Source organism: Mycobacterium sp. (assembly GCF_051006775.1).
In the GTDB taxonomy this organism is placed as follows: domain Bacteria; phylum Actinomycetota; class Actinomycetes; order Mycobacteriales; family Mycobacteriaceae; genus Mycobacterium.
The window spans coordinates 1-18,048 of the sequence record NZ_JBPCSX010000049.1 but is presented as its reverse complement, the minus strand read 5'-3'; the positions used below and the strand labels follow the sequence as shown (position 1 = coordinate 18,048).

General features: G+C 66.6%; 19 protein-coding genes and 1 pseudogene. 7 read left to right on the top strand and 13 right to left on the bottom strand.

The genetic code is table 11. From position 1 onward, the window contains the following. The coding region (locus ACR2JI_RS03595; protein ID WP_526388113.1) for an aconitate hydratase at window positions 1-1,501 on the top strand (1,501 nt) is incomplete at its 5' end. Window positions 1,502-1,527: 26 nt separating this feature from the next. Next, window positions 1,528-2,097, top strand: coding sequence for a TetR/AcrR family transcriptional regulator (locus ACR2JI_RS03590; protein WP_526388111.1), 570 nt, complete (start codon window positions 1,528-1,530; stop codon window positions 2,095-2,097). 4 nt (window positions 2,098-2,101) lie between these two features. Here ACR2JI_RS03590 and ACR2JI_RS03585 read toward each other — a convergent pair whose 3' ends face one another. From ACR2JI_RS03585 to ACR2JI_RS03535, 11 genes and pseudogenes are all read right to left on the bottom strand, one after another. Then, the gene (locus ACR2JI_RS03585; protein ID WP_526388109.1) at window positions 2,102-3,730 is read right to left on the bottom strand and encodes an ABC-F family ATP-binding cassette domain-containing protein; all 1,629 of its coding nucleotides are present in this window, start codon (window positions 3,728-3,730) and stop codon (window positions 2,102-2,104) included. 71 nt (window positions 3,731-3,801) lie between these two features. Continuing rightward, entirely contained in the window at window positions 3,802-4,620 is an 819-nt protein-coding gene (locus tag ACR2JI_RS03580; RefSeq protein ID WP_526388107.1) for an enoyl-CoA hydratase, read from the bottom strand. 35 nt (window positions 4,621-4,655) lie between these two features. Then, on the bottom strand, window positions 4,656-5,000 hold the full coding sequence (gene trxA, locus ACR2JI_RS03575) for a thioredoxin (protein WP_526388105.1): 345 nt from the start codon (window positions 4,998-5,000) through the stop codon (window positions 4,656-4,658). A 60-nt stretch (window positions 5,001-5,060) separates the two neighbouring features. Beyond that, window positions 5,061-5,402, bottom strand: a complete 342-nt coding sequence (locus ACR2JI_RS03570) for a metal-sulfur cluster assembly factor (protein ID WP_526388103.1) — start codon at window positions 5,400-5,402, stop codon at window positions 5,061-5,063. Continuing rightward, window positions 5,399-5,866: a Fe-S cluster assembly sulfur transfer protein SufU gene (gene sufU / locus ACR2JI_RS03565; RefSeq protein ID WP_526388101.1), complete on the bottom strand. Its 468-nt coding sequence runs from the start codon at window positions 5,864-5,866 to the stop codon at window positions 5,399-5,401. Before sufU ends, ACR2JI_RS03570 begins: the two co-directional genes overlap by 4 nt. Window positions 5,867-5,875: 9 nt before the next feature. Further along, complete coding sequence (locus ACR2JI_RS03560; protein WP_526388099.1) at window positions 5,876-7,138, bottom strand: cysteine desulfurase; 1,263 nt, start codon at window positions 7,136-7,138, stop codon at window positions 5,876-5,878. Next, window positions 7,135-7,908 (bottom strand): Fe-S cluster assembly ATPase SufC, encoded by a 774-nt coding sequence (gene sufC / locus ACR2JI_RS03555; protein ID WP_526388097.1) that lies wholly within the window; start codon window positions 7,906-7,908, stop codon window positions 7,135-7,137. Before sufC ends, ACR2JI_RS03560 begins: the two co-directional genes overlap by 4 nt. Then, a complete protein-coding gene (gene sufD, locus ACR2JI_RS03550) occupies window positions 7,905-9,107 on the bottom strand; it encodes a Fe-S cluster assembly protein SufD (RefSeq protein WP_526388095.1) in 1,203 nt (400 codons plus the stop codon). Before sufD ends, sufC begins: the two co-directional genes overlap by 4 nt. After that, window positions 9,104-10,369 (bottom strand): annotated as a pseudogene (gene sufB / locus ACR2JI_RS03545) (Fe-S cluster assembly protein SufB); the annotation flags it as partial. The pseudogene sufB and the gene sufD, both read right to left, overlap by 4 nt. Beyond that, complete coding sequence (locus ACR2JI_RS03540; protein WP_526388093.1) at window positions 10,370-10,537, bottom strand: hypothetical protein; 168 nt, start codon at window positions 10,535-10,537, stop codon at window positions 10,370-10,372. Next, window positions 10,534-11,250 carry a helix-turn-helix transcriptional regulator gene (locus tag ACR2JI_RS03535; protein ID WP_526388115.1) on the bottom strand — a complete coding sequence of 239 codons (717 nt, stop codon included), beginning with the start codon at window positions 11,248-11,250 and terminating at the stop codon, window positions 10,534-10,536. The genes ACR2JI_RS03540 and ACR2JI_RS03535 overlap by 4 nt, the downstream gene beginning before the upstream one ends. A gap of 97 nt (window positions 11,251-11,347) precedes the next feature. Here ACR2JI_RS03535 and mptB point away from each other — a divergent pair, with 97 nt between their 5' ends. From mptB to ACR2JI_RS03515, 4 genes are read left to right on the top strand one after another with little or no spacing between them, the layout of a single operon-like run. After that, window positions 11,348-13,042 carry a polyprenol phosphomannose-dependent alpha 1,6 mannosyltransferase MptB gene (mptB, locus tag ACR2JI_RS03530; RefSeq protein WP_526388091.1) on the top strand — a complete coding sequence of 565 codons (1,695 nt, stop codon included), beginning with the start codon at window positions 11,348-11,350 and terminating at the stop codon, window positions 13,040-13,042. After that, entirely contained in the window at window positions 13,039-13,971 is a 933-nt protein-coding gene (locus tag ACR2JI_RS03525) for an ABC transporter ATP-binding protein (protein ID WP_526388089.1), read from the top strand. Before mptB ends, ACR2JI_RS03525 begins: the two co-directional genes overlap by 4 nt. Beyond that, window positions 13,968-14,741, top strand: a complete 774-nt coding sequence (locus ACR2JI_RS03520; protein ID WP_526388087.1) for an ABC transporter permease — start codon at window positions 13,968-13,970, stop codon at window positions 14,739-14,741. Before ACR2JI_RS03525 ends, ACR2JI_RS03520 begins: the two co-directional genes overlap by 4 nt. Then, complete coding sequence (locus ACR2JI_RS03515; RefSeq protein WP_526388085.1) at window positions 14,738-15,697, top strand: COX15/CtaA family protein; 960 nt, start codon at window positions 14,738-14,740, stop codon at window positions 15,695-15,697. The genes ACR2JI_RS03520 and ACR2JI_RS03515 overlap by 4 nt, the downstream gene beginning before the upstream one ends. Here the strand turns inward: ACR2JI_RS03515 and ACR2JI_RS03510 are convergent. Beyond that, on the bottom strand, window positions 15,647-16,585 hold the full coding sequence (locus ACR2JI_RS03510) for an ATP-grasp domain-containing protein (RefSeq protein ID WP_526388083.1): 939 nt from the start codon (window positions 16,583-16,585) through the stop codon (window positions 15,647-15,649). The genes ACR2JI_RS03515 and ACR2JI_RS03510 overlap by 51 nt on opposite strands. Window positions 16,586-16,602: 17 nt before the next feature. On the opposite strand from ACR2JI_RS03510, the gene ACR2JI_RS03505 reads away from it, so the two are divergent. Beyond that, on the top strand, window positions 16,603-17,577 hold the full coding sequence (locus tag ACR2JI_RS03505; protein ID WP_526388081.1) for a quinone oxidoreductase family protein: 975 nt from the start codon (window positions 16,603-16,605) through the stop codon (window positions 17,575-17,577). Between the two features lie 103 nt (window positions 17,578-17,680). On the opposite strand, the gene ACR2JI_RS03500 is transcribed toward ACR2JI_RS03505, so the two are convergent. After that, a partial coding sequence (locus ACR2JI_RS03500; RefSeq protein ID WP_526388079.1) for a UbiA family prenyltransferase occupies window positions 17,681-18,048 on the bottom strand: 368 nt, incomplete at its 5' end.

The window sequence follows — 18,048 nt, the reverse complement described above, 5'->3', positions numbered from 1 at the left end:
GTCCAAGCCCGTGCTGGTGAAGTCCGCAGAGCGCGGTGAGTTCGTGCTCGATCACGGCGCGGTAGTCGTCACCGGAATCACCTCGTGCACCAACACCTCCAACCCGTCGGTCATGCTCGGCGCCGCTCTGCTTGCCAAGAAGGCCGTCGAGAAAGGGCTGACCACCAAACCGTGGGTCAAGACCAACATGGCACCGGGTTCACAGGTGGTCACTGACTACTACGAGAAGGCCGGCCTCTGGCCGTACCTGGAGAAGCTGGGCTACTACCTCGGCGGCTACGGATGCACCACCTGCATCGGCAACACCGGCCCGCTGCCCGACGAGATCTCCAAGGCGGTCAACGACAACGACCTGTCGGTGGCGGCCGTGCTCTCCGGTAACCGCAACTTCGAGGGACGCATCTCCCCCGACGTCAAGATGAACTACCTGGCTTCCCCTCCACTGGTGATCGCGTACGGCATCGCCGGAACGATGGACTTCGATTTCGAGTCCGATCCGCTGGGCAAGGACACGCACGGCAACGACGTGTTCCTCAAGGACATCTGGCCGTCGCAGAAGGAGATCGAGGACACCATCGCCTCCTCGATCAACCGGAAGATGTTCACCGACAGCTACGCCGACGTCTACAAGGGCGACGAGCGCTGGCAGAACCTGCCCACGCCCTCGGGCAACACCTTCGCCTGGGATCCCAAGTCGACCTATGTGCGAAAGCCCCCGTACTTCGACGGAATGCCCGCCGACCCGCAGCCGGTTGCCGATATCACCGGGGCCAGAGTGCTTGCACTGCTCGGCGATTCGGTGACCACCGACCACATCTCGCCTGCCGGCAGCATCAAGAAGGGCACCCCTGCCGCTCAGTACCTGGAGGCCAACGGCGTCAAGCCGGAAGACTTCAACTCGCTGGGCTCCCGGCGCGGCAACCACGAGGTGATGATCCGCGGCACCTTCGCCAACATCCGGTTGAGCAATCAGGTGCTGGCCGGGCTCGGCGAAGTCGTCTCCGGGGGCTACACCCGCGACTTCACCAAGCCTGATGCGCCGCAGGCGTTCATCTACGACGCCGCGCAGAACTACGCGGCCAAGAAGATCCCGCTGGTGGTGCTTGGCGGTAAGGAGTACGGCTCGGGATCGTCTCGGGACTGGGCCGCCAAGGGCACCAGCCTGCTCGGCGTGCGCGCGGTGATCACCGAGTCATTCGAGCGTATTCACCGGTCGAATCTCATTGGTATGGGTGTGATCCCGCTGCAGTTCCCCGCCGGTGAATCGGCGAAGTCGCTGAAACTCGACGGCACCGAGGTATTCGACATCACCGGTATCGAAGAGCTCAACAAGGGCAAGACCCCGAAGACGGTGCACGTCAAGGCCACCAAGTCCGACGGTTCGGCGGTCGAGTTCGACGCGGTTGTGCGCATCGACACCCCCGGCGAGGCGGACTACTACCGCAACGGCGGCATCCTGCAGTACGTGCTGCGCAACATGCTGCGGGCCGGGTCGGCCTAGCCGGCCGATCGGAGGCGGTGGCAGAAATGCCCCGAGTCAGCGCGGATCACCTGGCCGCGCGTCGTCGCCAGATACTGGACGGCGCGCGCCGGTGCTTCGCCGAACACGGCTACGACAAGGCAACTGTCCGCAGGCTCGAGCAGGCCATCGGTTTGTCGCGAGGCGCGATCTTTCACCACTTCCGCGACAAGGACACGCTGTTCTTCGAGCTTGCGCGCGAGGATGCCGCGCGAATGGCCGACGTGGCCGCCCGCGAGGGCCTGATTCAGGTTATGCGCGAAATGCTTGCCGCACCTGAGGAATTCGACTGGCTGGCCACCCGCCTGGAGATCGCCCGCAAGCTGCGCAACGATCCGGTCTTCCAGCAGGGCTGGGCACAACGTTCGGCCGCTCTGGCCGCGGCCACCACCGGCCGGCTGCAGCGTCAACGGCAGGCCGGCCGGGTGCGCCAGGACATCCCCGGCGACGTCATCCAGTGCTACCTGGACCTGGTCCTCGACGGCCTGGTGGCACGGCTGGCCGCTGGCGAGGATCCGGCACGGCTGTCTGCGGTCCTCGATCTCGTTGAGGATTCAGTGCGACGCCGCACCGACTGACGCGTCAGGCCAGTTCGATCAGGGTCGCGTAGTCCTCGGACCAGTGGTCCTCGGTTCCGTCCGGTAGCAGTACCACGCGCTGCGGTTCCAGCGCCTCGGCTGCCCCCGGATCGTGGGTCACCAGCACCACCGCACCGGCGTAACTGCGCAGTGCATCCAGTACCTGCTCCCGGGATGCCGGGTCGAGGTTGTTGGTCGGCTCGTCGAGCAGCAGCACGTTGGCGGTCGAGGCGACCAGGCCGGCCAGCGCAAGTCGGGTCTTCTCGCCGCCGGAGAGCGTGCCCGCGGGCTGATCGAGTTGCGGGCCGGTGAACATGAATGCACCCAGCAGGCTTCGCAGATCCTGCTCACCGGTGTCGGGGGCGGCGTGACGGATGTTCTCCCAGACCGTCGACGTGTTGTCGAGGGTGTCATGCTCCTGGGCGAAATAGCCGATCTTGCAGCCGTGCCCGGGTTCGATGGCGCCGGCATCCGGCTTCTCGGTGCCGGCCAGCACCCGTAGCAGCGTGGTCTTGCCCGCACCGTTGAGGCCCAGCACCACCACCCGGGAACCCCGGTCGATGGCCAGATCCACTCCGGTGAAAACTTCCAGGGACCCATAGGTCTTGGTGAGGCCCTTCGCCATCAGCGGAGTCTTCCCGCAGGAGGCCGGAACGGGGAATCGGATCTTGGCCACCTTGTCGGCCACCCGCTCGTCGTCGAGGGCGGACATCATCCGCTCGGCACGACGCAACATATTCTGGGCTGCAACGGCTTTGGTGGCCTTGGCCCCCATCTTCGCGGCCTGGGTGCGCAACGCGGAGGCCTTCTTCTCGGCATTGGCGCGTTCGCGCCGACGGCGCTGCTCATCGGTGGCCCGGGCGTCGAGATATTTCTGCCAACCCATGTTGTAGACGTCGGCCTCACCGCGAACCGCGTCGAGGAACCACACCCGGTTGACCACCTCGGCAAGCAGGTTCACGTCGTGGCTGATGATTACCAGACCGCCGCTGTAATTCTTGAGAAAGTCACGCAGCCAGCCGATCGAGTCTGCGTCGAGGTGGTTGGTCGGTTCATCGAGCAGCAGCGTGGTGTCGGTTCCGGAGCCACTCTCGCTGGCGGCGAAAAGGATTCGCGCAAGCTCAACCCGGCGGCGCTGACCGCCGGACAGGGTGCGCAACGGCTGGGTGAGTACGCGCTCCGCCAGCCCCAGGCTCGCGCAGATCCGCCCCGCCTCACTCTCGGCCGCATACCCGCCGAGTGCGGCGAAGCGTTCCTCGAGTTGACCGTAACGCCGAATGGCTTTATCGCGTTCGGCGTCGTCGACCACCTCGGCCATCAGGACCTGTTGCTTCTCCAGGTCGGCCAGCAGCGTGTCGAGTCCGCGGGCCGACAGCACCCGATCGCGAGCCAGCACCTCGAGGTCGCCCTCGCGTGGGTCCTGCGGCAGATAGCCGACCTCGCCACTGCGGGCCACCGTGCCGGCATAGGGATCGCCCTCGCCGGCCAGGATCCGCATCGTCGTGGTCTTGCCCGCACCGTTGCGCCCGACAAGACCGATCCGGTCGCCGGGCGCAATCCGCAGTGCCGGCCCCTCAGCGAGCAGCAGCGTGCGCGCTCCGGCGCGGACCTCGAGGTCCGTTGCGGTGATCACGGGCGCCGCTCCTCCTCATCGCTTCGCTCTGCATCGTCGGCGGCGTGAATCCCGGGCGCCGCTGTCAACAACTACTTCTCGTCGGTGAAGACCGGGGGGCGACCCTGTGCGCGCGCGGCGACCGCCTCTTCGAAGTTTGCGGTGAGCAGGCGCACATAGAGCTGCCCGAGGCCCTCGGCCTGCATGTGTCCCTCCAGGGTACCGGCGTCCAGCCCGGTCCACAGCGTCCGCTTGGTCAGCTCTGTGCCCGGCCGGGAGAATCCGGCGATCCGTTCCGCGATCCCATAGCAGGTAACCAGCAGGTCTGCGACGGGCACCTGGCTCGACACCAACCCGATCCGCTCGGCCTCCTCAGCGCTGACATCGCGGCCGGTGAGCATGATCTCAAAAGCGCGGGAGGATCCGATCGCCCGCGGAAGCAGATAGCTCAGGCCCAGCTCGCTGGCGGTCAGGCCGTTATTGATGCCGGCCGCGCGGAAGTAGGCGTCGGCTGCAGCCACCCGGATATCAGCGGCCAGCGCCAGGCACAGGCCGCCGCCGATCGCCGCCCCGTTGACCGCGGCGATGATCGGCTGGTGCAGCCGCCGCATGGCAAGGATCACCTCGTCGAGGATCTCCATAGAGCGCAGCGCGTAGGTGGGCTTGGTCAAACCCGCCACATGGGGCACTGCACCGGCGGATTTGTGGTCGGCACCCGAGGAGAAACCGCGCCCCGCCCCGGTGAGCACGACGACCCGCACATCGTTGTCGTGGTGCAACTGAGCGAGGGCGTCGCGCAGCGGGATCATGACGTCGAACGCCATGGAGTTCATCCGCTCGGGCCGGTTCAAGGTCACCAGCGCGATGCCGGGTCGGGGGCGGTCGATCAATACGAAGTCAGACTGGCTCACCCGTGCACGCTATCGCGAGGCAGCCCCGGTACGGCTCAGAGATCCTCGGCCGCGTCGAGGTCCAGATCACGCACCTGCTGGATGACGGCCTCGAGCTGGGCCGGCGGAAGCGCACCGGCTTGGTTGAACACCAGCTGGCCCTTCTTGAAGGCCATCAGCGTCGGGATGGCACGGATCTCGGCCCGGGCAGCCAGCTGTTCCTGCGCCTCGGTGTCGACCTTGCCGAACACGATGTCGGGGTGCTTCTCGGAGGACGCGGTGAAGGTCGGCGCGAATGCGCGACACGGACCGCACCACGAGGCCCAGAAGTCGACCAGCACGATGTCGTTGCCGTCGACGGTGTCATTGAAGTTCTGTTCGGTCAGGTCCTGGGTAGCCATATCGGTCCTAACGCCCGGCACCGGTGCCGGTGTTCCCGGCTCGTGCTGACCTGACCCGCTTCAGACGGTGAACCCCAGCGCCCTGAGTTGATCTCGGCCGTCGTCGGTGATCTTGTCCGGACCCCACGGCGGGTTCCACACCCAGTTGAGTTTCACCGCGCTGACCAGACCGGCGCCCACCAGTGCGGTGTTCACCTGATCCTCGATCACATCGGTCAGCGGGCAGGCCGCCGAGGTCAGCGTCATATCGACCACCGCCACCGTGCCACTGTCGGCGCTCTCGACGTTGAGCCCGTAGACCAGACCCAAGTCCACGACGTTGATCCCGAGTTCGGGGTCAACCACGTCGCGCATGGCCTCCTCAAGGTCGGCCAGCATTTCCTCGCTGACGATGTCGCTCATGCGTGTCCCTTCCGGTCATTACTTAACAACGTCGCCTCGGTGATGGCGGCCTTGAACGCCAGCCAGCCCAGTAGCGCGCATTTCACCCGGGCGGGATATTTCGACACTCCGGCGAAGGCTATCCCGTCGCCGATCACATCCTCATCGCCGTCGATGGCTCCTCGCGAGGTGATCATCTCGTTGAAGGCTTCCACGGTCTTGATCGCATCACCGACGGATGCGCCGATCACCTGGTCTGCCAGCACCGAGGTGGCGGCCTGGCTGATCGAGCAGCCCTGCCCGTCATAGGACACGTCGGTCACCTGCTCTCCGTCGCCGGACAGCGTCACCCGCAGGGTGACTTCGTCTCCGCAGGTGGGATTGACGTGCCGCACCTCGGCGCTGAACGGTTCGCGCAGCCCGCGATGGTGCGGATGTTTGTAGTGGTCCAGGATCACCTCCTGGTACATCTGTTCCAGACGCATCCGCTCGACCTATCCCCGCCGGTCCCCGAAGAACTCGATCGCCCGCCGCACACCAGCGACCAACCGTTCCACCTCATCGAGGGTGTTGTAGACCGCGAACGAGGCCCGCACGCTGGCGGCAAGCCCGAACCGTCGGTGCAATGGCGCTGCGCAGTGGTGCCCGACCCGTACCGCCACCCCGTCGTCGTCGAGCACCTGCCCGACATCGTGGGCGTGCACACCGTCGACAACGAAGGCCACCGGCGAACGACGCAGGGAAGGGTCTGCGGGACCGACGATACGAACCTGAGGAATCTCGGCGAGGCCGTCAAGGGTTGCCTCGACCAACCGATGCTCGTGGGCGGCGACCGCGGCCATCCCGATTCCGGCGAGATAGTTTGCGGCCGTGCCTAATCCGACCACCTGGGTGATCATCTGGGTGCCGGCCTCGAATCGCTGCGGCGGCGCGCAATAGGTGGCCGACTCCATGGTGACCGTCTCGATCATCGAACCGCCGGTGAGGAACGGCGGCAACTCGGCGAGCAGTTCGTGACGCCCGTAGACCGCGCCGACTCCGGTCGGGCCGAGCATCTTGTGACCGGAGAATGCGGCGAAATCAACGCCGAGGGAACGGAAGTCGACCGGCGCGTTGGGCACCGACTGGCAGGCGTCGAGCACCGTCAGCGCCCCGACCTCCCTGGCGCGCCTGACCAGCTCCTGCACTGGAGCGCCGGTACCGGTCACATTCGAGTGGTGGGTGAACGCGACCACCTTGACCCGCTCGTCGAGTTGTAGCGAGTCCAGATCCAGCTGCCCGTCGTCGGTGACCCGGTACCACTTCAACGTCGCCCCGGTGCGCCGCGCAAGCTCCTGCCACGGGATCAGATTCGCATGGTGTTCGAGTTCGGTGGTGACGATGACATCGCCCGGGCCGACCGCGAAGCGGGACCTGCTGTCGCCCAGCACATAGGACACCAGGTTCAGCGCCTCGGTGGCGTTCTTGGTGAACTCCAGTTCGGTGGGCGCGACGCCGACGATGGCGGCGACGTCGGCACGACCCTGCTCGAAGGCGTCGGTGGACTCCTCCATCAGCTGGTGCGCCCCGCGGTGCACGGCGCCGTACGAGGTGGTGATGAAGTGCCGCTCGGCGTCGAGCACCTGCACCGGCTTCTGCGAGGTCGCCCCGGAGTCCAGGTAGGCCAGCCGGTGACCGCCGCGCATCACCCGGTTCAGGATCGGGAAATCGGCGCGGATCTTCTCCACATCGATATCCGCCCGAACCGTTGATGTCATGCGGGCGCCTGGGTGGCGGTTCGGGAGAACCGCTCGTAGCCGTTCTCCTCGAGTTCGTTGGCCAGTTCCGGGCCGCCGGATTCCACGATGCGTCCGTCGACGAATACGTGCACGAACTGCGGCTGGATGTAGCGCAGGATCCGGGTGTAGTGCGTGATCAACAGCACACCGGCATGCTCGGCCTCGGCAAACCGGTTGACGCCCTCGCTGACCACCCGCAGTGCGTCGACGTCCAGGCCCGAGTCGGTTTCATCGAGGATCGCGATCTTGGGCTTGAGCAAGCTCAGCTGCAGCACCTCATGGCGCTTCTTCTCACCACCGGAGAACCCCTCGTTGACGCTGCGCTCGGCGAACTGCGGGTCGATCTCGAGGTCGACCATCGCGGCCTTGACTTCTTTTACCCACAGCCGCAGTTTGGGGGCCTCGCCACGCATCGCGGTGGCGGCCGTGCGCAGGAAGTTCGACATCGAGACGCCGGGCACCTCGACCGGGTACTGCATGGCCAGGAATAGTCCGGCCCGGGCGCGCTCATCGACACTCATCGCCAGCACGTCCTCTCCGTCGAGGGTGATCGACCCCGAGGTGACGGTGTACTTGGGATGTCCGGCGATCGCGTAGGACAGCGTCGACTTACCGGATCCGTTGGGGCCCATGACCGCATGGGTCTCCCCCGAGCGCACCGTGAGGTTGACGCCCTTGAGGATCTCCTTCGCCGTGCCGTCCGGGTTGGTGATGCAGACGTGGAGGTCTTTGATCTCGAGGGTGCTCATGAGTCAGCTTTCGTTTCAGTGCCGTTTGTCGATTCGGTCAAAGCCAATTCGTGTTCGATGGCGTCGGTCAGGCGTTCGCGGATGGAAGCGACAGCGATCTTGGAAATGATCTCGCCAAAGAATCCGCGCACCACCAACCGGCGGGCCTGGTCTTCCGGGATTCCGCGAGCCTGCAGGTAGAACAACTGCTCGTCGTCGAATCGTCCGGTGGCACTGGCATGCCCCGCGCCGAGGATCTCACCGGTCTCGATCTCGAGGTTCGGCACCGAATCGGCGCGGGCGCCGTCGGTGAGCACCAGGTTGCGGTTGACCTCGAAGGTGTCGGTGCCGGTGGCCTCGGCCCGGATCAGGACGTCGCCGATCCAGACGGTGCGCGCATCAGGCTTCACCGATTCCGGATCACCCTGCAGCGCACCCTTGTAGAGAACATTGGACCGGCAGTTGGGCGCGGAGTGGTCGACCAGCAGGCGGGATTCCAAGTGCTGGCCGGCGTCGGCGAAGTACAGGCCCAGCAGTTCGGCATCGCCGCCGGGTGCGTCGTAGCGCACCGCCGCAGACATCCGTACCACCTCGCCGCCGAGGGTTACCGCGATGTGGCGCAGCACCGCATCGCGGCCGAGCCGGGCGTGTTGGGCACTGAGGTGGACGGTGTCATCAGCCCAGTCGGCAATCCACACCACGGTCAGCCGGGCGGCGTCGCCGAGAACGAATTCGACGTTGTCGGCGTAGGTCCCACTGCCGCGCTGATCGATCACGACGACGGCCTCGGCGAGTTCACCGGCTCGGATCTGCAGGTGTCCGTAGGCGGTCTTACCCTCACCGGGTCCGGTGACGACGATCTCGACCGGCAATTGAGTCTGCGCACCGCGGGCCACGGTGACGATCGTCGCGGTGTCGAACGCGGAGAAGGCCTGGGCCGCAACACGGTCGGCCGGCACCCCGCCCTGGCCGAGTCGCTGATCGCCGCGGGCCACGGTCTCCACCGTCACCCCATCCTGTTCGGCCACTGCGATCCGAGCGGTGCCGGTCGCCACAGCGCTGCCGTCGTGCAATCCGCGAAGCCGCTTGAGCGGGGTGAACCGCCAGAGTTCGTCGCGGCCGCCGGGAACCTCGAAGGCATCGATGTCGAAGGAAGCGAGCTGATCGCCTTTGTTGGCGGAGGCCAACGTCGGGCTCGAGTCGACGATCGTTGCGGTCATCCGACCGCGCCTTCCATCTGCAGTTCGATCAGCCGGTTGAGTTCGAGCGCGTATTCCATCGGCAGTTCCCGGGCGATCGGCTCGACGAAACCGCGCACCACCATCGCCATCGCCTCGTCCTCGGTCATACCGCGACTGCGCAGATAGAACAGCTGATCCTCGCTGACCTTGGACACGGTGGCCTCATGCCCCATCGTCACGTCGTCCTCGCGGATATCGACATACGGATAGGTGTCGCTGCGGCTGATCGTATCCACCAGCAGCGCATCGCATTTCACGCTTGAACGCGATCCGTGTGCACCCTTGTTGACCTGAACCAGTCCACGGTAGGAAGCCCGGCCGCCGCCGCGCGCGACGGACTTGGACACAATATTGCTCGAGGTGTTCGGAGCAAGATGCAGCATCTTTGCACCGGTGTCCTGATGCTGCCCCTCGCCGGCGAACGCCACCGAGAGCACCTCACCCTTGGCGTGCTCACCGGTCATCCACACCGCCGGGTATTTCATCGTGACCTTGGAGCCGATGTTGCCGTCGATCCACTCCATGGTGGCTCCGGCCTCGGCACGGGCACGCTTGGTGACCAGGTTGTAGACGTTGTTCGACCAGTTCTGGATGGTGGTGTAGCGAACCCGTGCACCTGGTTTCACGACGATCTCAACCACCGCCGAGTGCAGCGAATCACTCTTGTAGATCGGAGCGGTACAGCCCTCCACGTAGTGCACGTAGGAACCTTCGTCGGCGATGATGAGCGTTCGCTCGAACTGTCCCATGTTCTCGGTATTGATCCGGAAGTAAGCCTGCAGTGGGATGTCGACGTGCACACCGGGCGGGACGTAGATGAACGAACCACCCGACCACACCGCGGTGTTGAGCGCGGAGAACTTGTTGTCGCCGGCCGGGATCACCGTGCCGAAGTACTGCCGGAAGATCTCCGGCTGTTCCTTGAGCGCGGTATCGGTGTCGAGGAAGAGCACACCCTGAGCCTCGAGGTCTTCGCGGATCGAGTGGTAGACAACTTCCGATTCGTACTGAGCCGCCACACCCGACACCAGTCGCTGCTTTTCGGCCTCCGGGATACCAAGGCGGTCATAGGTGTTCTTGATGTCCTCCGGAAGCTCATCCCACGTCGCGGCCTGCTTCTCGCTGGAGCGCACGAAATACTTGATGTTGTCGAAGTCGATACCGCCGAGGTCCGAACCCCAGTTCGGCATCGGCTTCTTGTAGAACGTCCGCAGCGCCTTGAGCCGGACGTCGAGCATCCACTACGGTTCACTCTTCTTCGCCGAGATATCGCGAACAACGGCTTCGGAGATACCGCGCTGGGCGCTGGCACCGGCAACATCGGAGTCCGACCAGCCGTAGCCGTAATGACCCAGCGAGGCAATGGTCTCGTCCTGGCTGAGCTGCTGAACTTCCGGGCTGGTTGTCATGCCGATGCTCCTTGTTCATTGCGAACGGTAGGGGTGAGCGGAACGTGGGTGGTGCAGGCGCAGTCACCGTTGACGATGGAGGCCAGCCGCTGCACATGGGTGCCAAGAACTTCGGAGATCGCCTGCTGCTCGGCTTCGCACAGCTCCGGAAACTCTTCTGCCACATGGGAAACCGGGCAGTGATGCTGACAGATCTGAATGCCCTGGAGCGGTCCGCCGACCCGGGTCGTGGTGGTCACGTATCCGGCCTGTGTCAGCGCGCCGGCGACATGTTCGGCAGCATCCTCGACCGCCGGAACGTCATCACCGTCGACGGCGTCAACCCCGGCCAGGATCGTGTCGATACGGCGACGGGCGAAAGTCCGCACCGCTTCATCGCCGCCGATCTCCCGCAACTGCCGCATCGCGGCCGATGCCAGATCGTCGTAGGAGTGCTCCAGCTTGGCCCGGCCCGCCGGAGTCAGCCGGTAACGCTTGGCCGGCCGGCCGCGGCCCACCTGCTGCCAGGCGGCGGCCGGATTGGCCTCCGCGTCGCCATCGTCGACCAGGGCGTCGAGGTGCCGTCGCACTCCGGCCGCCGAGATCCCGAGGTGCCGTCCGATCTCGACAGCGGTGATAGCGCCCGACTCCAGCAGCAGTTTGACGATCTCCCGCCGGGTCTGGCCGTCATGCGCGGGCACCGGCACTGGTACGGGTGACTCCGCCGGCTGCATTTTCACAACATCAGTGTGACGCAATTGCGGGAGGCCGGTCCAGCAAGGGCACCCTAACTTGGGCGGCGGTCGTCGCGGTGCCGGTTAGAGTGCGGGAATGGCTGCCCGCCAGCACTCCTTGAGCTCGTCGATCGCCAGCTTGCACGGCGATGAGCGGCCGGTGGGAACACCACTCAACGACACCGAAATGCTCGCCATGCGGCGCACCCGGTTGTTCGGCGCAACCGGAACCGTCCTGATGGCCATCGGGGCACTCGGAGCCGGTGCGCGGCCGGTCGTCCAGGACCCGACGTTCGGCGTGCGGCTGCTCAATCTGCCGTCCCGCATCCAAACCGTCTCGCTGACCATGACCACCACCGGCGCGGTGATGATGGCTCTGGCCTGGCTGATGCTCGGGCGCTTCACCCTCGGCCCGCGGCGGATGTCGCGCAGCCAGCTGGACCGGACCCTGATGCTGTGGATCCTCCCGCTGCTGATCGCACCGCCGATGTACAGCAAGGACGTCTATTCCTATCTCGCCCAGAGTCAGATCACCCGACTCGGCCTTAATCCCTACCCGGTCGGCCCGGCCCCCGGGCTCGGCCTGGACCATGTATTCACCCTGTCGGTGCCCAGCCTGTGGCGGGAGACCCCGGCGCCCTACGGCCCGCTGTTCCTCTGGATCGGCCGCGGTATCTCCGCACTGACCGGCGAGAACATCGTCGCCGCGGTGTTGTGTCACCGCATCGTCGTGCTGATCGGTGTCGGCCTGATCGTCTGGGCCACCCCCCGGCTGGCCAGGCGCTGCGGAGTGGCCGAGGTCAGTGCGCTGTGGCTGGGTGCGGCCAACCCCCTGCTGCTCATGCATCTGGTCGCCGGCATCCACAACGAGGCGCTGATGTTGGGCCTGATGCTCACCGGCACCGAAATCGCGCTGCGCGGTATTGATTCGCCCAGCGCTCTACTGCCCCGACCGGTGCACTGGCCCGGATCCCGCGCCGAGTGGGCGCAGTGGGTGCCGGTGGGCCAGGTGGTGGGCGGCGCCGTGCTGATCACGCTGTCCTCCCAGGTGAAACTTCCCGGACTGCTGGCACTGGGTTTCGTGGCGATGGCGCTGGCCCACCGGTGGGGCGGCACGCTGCGGGCCTTCCTGACCGCGGGGACCGCCCTGGTGACGCTGGCGCTGGCGGTGATGGCCTTCATCGGCTGGATCAGCGGACTGGGCTTCGGCTGGATCTTCACCCTCGGCACCGCCAATGTGGTGCGCAGCTGGATGTCGCCACCAACCCTGCTCGCCCTGGCCACCGGTCAGATCGGCATCCTGCTGGGCCTGGGCGACCACACCACTGCGGTGCTGTCCCTGACTCGTGCGATCGGTGTTCTCATCATCGCCCTGACGGTCAGCTGGCTGCTGCTGGCGGTGCTGCGCGGTCGGCTCAACCCGGTCGGCGGACTGGGTGTCGCCCTGGGCGCCACCGTGCTGCTGTTCCCGGTCGTGCAGCCCTGGTATCTGCTGTGGGCGATCATCCCGCTGGCGGCCTGGGCCACCCGGCCGGGATTCCGCATCGCCACCATCGCGGTGACACTGATCGTCGGCATCTTCGGCCCGACCGCAAACGGCGACAGATTCGCCCTTTTCCAGATCGTCGACGCGACCGTGGCCAGCACGCTGATCGCGCTGCTGCTGATCGGCGTGACCCTCAACCGGTTGCCCTGGCGCTACGTGCCCGGCACCTCGGAGCGTTACAGCGGGCAGGACCCCGAACCGGTGATCGGCGGCCGCACCCCGAACGCCTACGCTGACTCCCCGTGAGTCCAGGTTCCACACCTCCGGTCCGGTTGCGCGGGGTGTCCAAGCGCTACGGGACCACAGTTGCGGTGGCGGACCTCGACCTGGAGGTCGAACGCGCTCAGGTGCTGGCCCTGCTCGGACCCAACGGCGCCGGCAAGACCACCACGGTCGAGATGTGCGAGGGATTCACCCGGCCCGACGCCGGAACCATCGAGGTGCTGGGCCTGGACCCCGCCACCGACAACGCCCGACTGCGCGAACGGATCGGCGTCATGCTGCAGGGCGGCGGTGGATACCCGGCGGCGCAAGCCGCCGAGATGCTCAACCTCGTCGCCGCCTACTCCGCCAAGCCCCTGGACCCGGACTGGCTGCTGGACACCCTCGGGCTCACCGACGCCGCACGCACCACCTACCGTCGGCTCTCCGGCGGACAGCAACAGCGCCTGGCCCTGGCATGCGCGATCGTCGGACGGCCGGAACTGGTCTTCCTCGACGAGCCCACCGCCGGAATGGATGCTCACGCCCGGGTAGTCGTCTGGGAACTCATCGACGCGTTGCGCCGTGACGGCGTCACCGTGGTGCTGACCACCCATCAGCTCAAGGAAGCCGAGGAACTGGCGGATCAGATCGTCATCATCGATCACGGCTCACAGGTCGCGGCCGGAACCCCCGCGGAGCTGATGAGCGTCGGCGCCGAGGGCCAACTCCGGTTCACCGCCCCACGGCGCCTTGATCTTTCACTGCTCTTGGCCGCACTACCGGAGGGTTACCGGGCCCGTGAAACCGCTCCCGGCGAGTACCTGGTCGAGGGCATCGTCGACCCCCAGGTGCTGGCGACGGTGACAGCCTGGTGCGCGCGGTTGAACATCCTCGCCACCGACCTGCGAGTGGACCAGCGCAGCCTCGAGGATGTCTTCCTCGATCTGACCGGTAAGGAATTGCGGTCATGACCGAACTGTTCCCGGCAGGCACCTTCTCCCCCGATCCCCGGCCCAACAGTGTGGCGCGGATGCTGGCCGCCCAGTACCAGCTGGATCTGAAGTTGTTGCTGCGTAACGGCGAACAGCTGTTACTGACCATGTTCATTCCGATCACCCTGCTGGTCGGGCTGACCCTGCTGCCGCTGGGCGACTTCGGCGAGAACCGCGTGGCGGTGTTCGCGCCGGTGATCATGGCGGTCGCGGTGATCTCCACCGCGTTCACCGGCCAGGCAATCGCTGTCGCCTTCGACCGCCGCTACGGCGCGCTGAAAAGACTTGGTGCCACGGCACTTCCGGTATGGGGCATCATCGCCGGCAAGGCGATGGCGGTTGTCAGCGTGGTATTCCTACAGGCGCTCCTGCTCGGCGGTATAGCAGCGGCGCTTGGCTGGCGACCGAACCCGGCAGGTCTCCTATTGGGTGCGGTGGTGATCGCGATAGGCACTGCGACGTTCGTCTCCATGGGCCTGCTGCTCGGCGGCACCCTGCGCGCCGAGATCGTCCTGGCCGTGGCCAACCTGCTGTGGTTCGTCTTCGCCGGTATCGGTGCGCTGACACTGGAGACCGCCGCAATTCCGCGGGCCCTGGCCTGGGTGGCCCGCCTGACCCCGTCCGGCGCGCTGACCGAGGCACTGTCGCGAGCCACCGAGTTGTCGTTCGACTGGTTCGGCATCGCGGTGCTGCTGGCCTGGGGAACGGTGTCGACACTGGCGGCCCTGCGCTGGTTCCGGTTCACATGACCACCACCTCGGGCGCGTTCCGGCGCATCGTCGACAGGCTGCCACTGCCCAGTCTGCGGACTCAGCGAGGGATCGCCCTGGCGGTGCTGCTGACCCAGGCCGGTATCGCAGTGACCGGTTCGATCGTGCGGGTCACCGCATCCGGATTGGGCTGCCCGACCTGGCCGCAGTGTTTCCCCGGAAGTTTCACCCCGGTGCCGCGATCTGAGGTCCCGTTCGTTCATCAGGCCGTCGAGTTCGGCAACCGGCTGATCACCTTCGCGGTTGTCATCACGGCCATCCTGGCCGTGCTGGCCGTCACCCGAGCCCGGCGGCGGCGCGAAGTCCTGTTCTACGCCTGGTTGATGCCGGCATCGACGGTGTTGCAGGCAGTCATCGGCGGTATCACCGTCCTCACCGGCCTGCTGTGGTGGACGGTGGCGATTCACCTCCTGGTGTCGATGTTGATGGTTTGGCTGGCCACTCTGCTCTACGTCAAGGTCGGCGAACCCGACGATGGCGTAGTGACCGAGGTGGTTCCGAAACCGCTGCGGCAGTTGACGGTTGGCTCGGCGCTGGCATTGACGGCGACACTGGTGACCGGATCATTGGTGACCGCCGCCGGCCCGCACGCCGGCGATAAGACCCCGCAGCGGGTGGTGCCCCGCCTGGAGGTCGAGATCCTCACACTCGTCCATGCGCACGCCACCCTGCTGGTCTGCTACCTCAGCCTGCTGGTGGGCCTGGGCGCAGGACTGCTGGCAGTCGCTGCACCGCAGCCGGTCAGGCGTCGGCTCGCGGTTCTGCTCGGACTCGTCGTCCTGCAGGGCCTGATCGGCGAGATTCAGTTCTATACCGGCGTTCCAGCCGTCCTGGTGGCCATGCACGTGGCGGGCGCGACGGCGTGCACCGCGGCGACGGCAGCGCTATGGGCGTCGATGAGACAGCGGACCGAGTCCCAGCCGCTCCAGCGCTGACTCCACCGCGACTGCGAACTTTCTTTCCTGCAGTCCGCGGGTCGTCTTATCGAGTTGCCGCCACCCCAGCGACGGTTCGATCAGTTCCAGTTCCAGCAGCAGCGGATCAGCTGGGCCGCCGATCAGATCGACCCGGGCGTAGAGCAGTTCGTTCACGCCGATGCCCAGGTGTGCGCACGCGGCCTCCAGCGCGGCATAGCCGACGTCCCACATCTCGAAGTCGGGTTCCGCCGGAGAGAGCGTCTCCTCGGCGAAGGTGCCGGATTCATCCAGTGCGGGCTTGCGTCCCTGCGGCGGCAAGATGGGCCCCTTGGTGAAGGCGTGCGACTGCTCACCGCCGAGGAAGACCAGCGCGGTCTCGCCGTCCTGCACCCGCGGATCGTAGGGCTGCACCAGCACGTCGCGACCTGCGTCGAGCAGGGCCGCGGCGTGCGTGCGGGCAGCGGCCCGGTCGGTGAAGCGGTGAACGTCAACCGATCCGGCTCCGATGGCGGGCTTGACAACGACCTCCCCGCGCGGCAGCGTCACCGAATCCCCCGGACTGAAGAACCGGGAGTCCAGAACCGGCACCCCGGCCGCGGCGAGATCTCGCAGGTAGTGCTTATCGCTGTTCCATGCCACCACCGCGGGCGCGTTGAGCAGGTTGCGCACCCGGGCGGTCCAGGCCAGGAACTCGTCCCGGCGGTCCGCGTAGTCCCAGGCCGCCCGCAGGATCACCAGATCGGCGCTCTCGGTCTCGGGGTCGTCCCAGGGCAGCCAGCGGGCGTTGATGCCGCGCTTGCGCAAGGCGGCCACCACGCCGTCGTCGTCGCCGTCACCGCCGGGCAGTTGCCGGCAGGACGCCAGCACGATGCGCGGATGGAAGACGTTGGGCCGGGCCAGCTTCATGGGGGGATGATAGTGACATGCACGCAATCGAAATCGCCGAGACGGGCGGACCCGAGGTTCTGCGCTATGTCGAGAAGCCGACCCCGACCCCCGGAGCCGGGGAGGTGCTGATCCGAGCTGATGCCATCGGTGTCAACTACATCGACACCTACTTCCGCTCGGGGATATATCCGCGCGCACTGCCCTTCGTGGCCGGCCAGGAGGTGTGCGGCACGGTGGCCGAGGTCGGTGACGAGGTGGCCGCGCTCAATGTCGGCGACCGGGTCGTCACCGCCAACGCCTCCGGCGCCTATGCCGAATACTGCACGGCCCCAGCCGATTTCGTTGCCTACGTGCCCGATGCGGTGCGCTCCGACGCGATCGCCTCAGCCCTACTGAAGGGGATGACCGCGCACTATCTGATCAAATCGGTCTACGGGGTGCAGCCGCGGGATTTTCTTCTGGTGCACGCGGGAGCCGGCGGGGTGGGACTGATCCTGACCCAGTGGGCCACCAGCATCGGCGCACGGGTGATCACCACCGCGTCGACGCCGGAGAAGGCGGCGCTGTCACGGCAGGCCGGAGCCGTGGAGGTGCTCGACTACCCGGAGGATCCGGCCGGGTTCGCCGCCCAGGTCCGCGAGTTGACCGACGGACACGGGGTGGCCGCGGTCTATGACGGGGTGGGCCGGACGACGTTCGACGCCAGCCTGGCCAGCTTGGCCGTCCGGGGCACCCTGGCCCTGTTCGGCGCCTCCAGCGGACCGGTGCCGCCGGTGGACCCGCAGCGGCTCAACGCCGCCGGTTCGGTATTCCTGACCCGGCCCAACCTGGCCCACTTCATCCGCACCGCCGACGAGTTCGCCTGGCGTGCCGGCGAGGTGCTGGACGCGATCGCCGACGGCTCGATCACGGTAACGGTGGGCGGGCACTACCCGCTGTCTGATGCGCGGCGAGCTCATGAGGACCTGCAGGCCCGCCGCACAACAGGCTCGATCGTGCTGATGCCCTAGTTCTCCCCTGGGCCTCGCGACTCCCCAGCGCGAGCGTGCGTGTCGGAACGGCGACACGCCGCACCGGTGGGCACTTTGCGCACGCTCGCAGCGGAGAAAGCCCTCAGGGAAGGAGCGGCAGCGCAAGGACCGAATCAACCGCCAGGGCCACGAACACCGCGGACAGGTAATTGTTCGAGTGCAGGAACAGCCGTAGCGGCTTGACCGCGATACCGCGCTTGACTCCGGCGTGCAGGGAGTGCGCGAGCGCCAGGAACCAGACACCGGCCAGCAGCGCGACCACGGCGTAGAGCCAGCCGGCGGCGGGGACGAGAGCGAGGGTGGCAGCCACCGTCAGCCAGGTGTAGACGACGATCTGAGTGGTGACCTGACGCTCGGTCGCGACCACGGGCAGCATCGGGACGCCGGCGGCGGCGTAGTCGTCCTTGTACTTCATGGCCAGCGCCCAGGTGTGCGGTGGTGTCCAGAAGA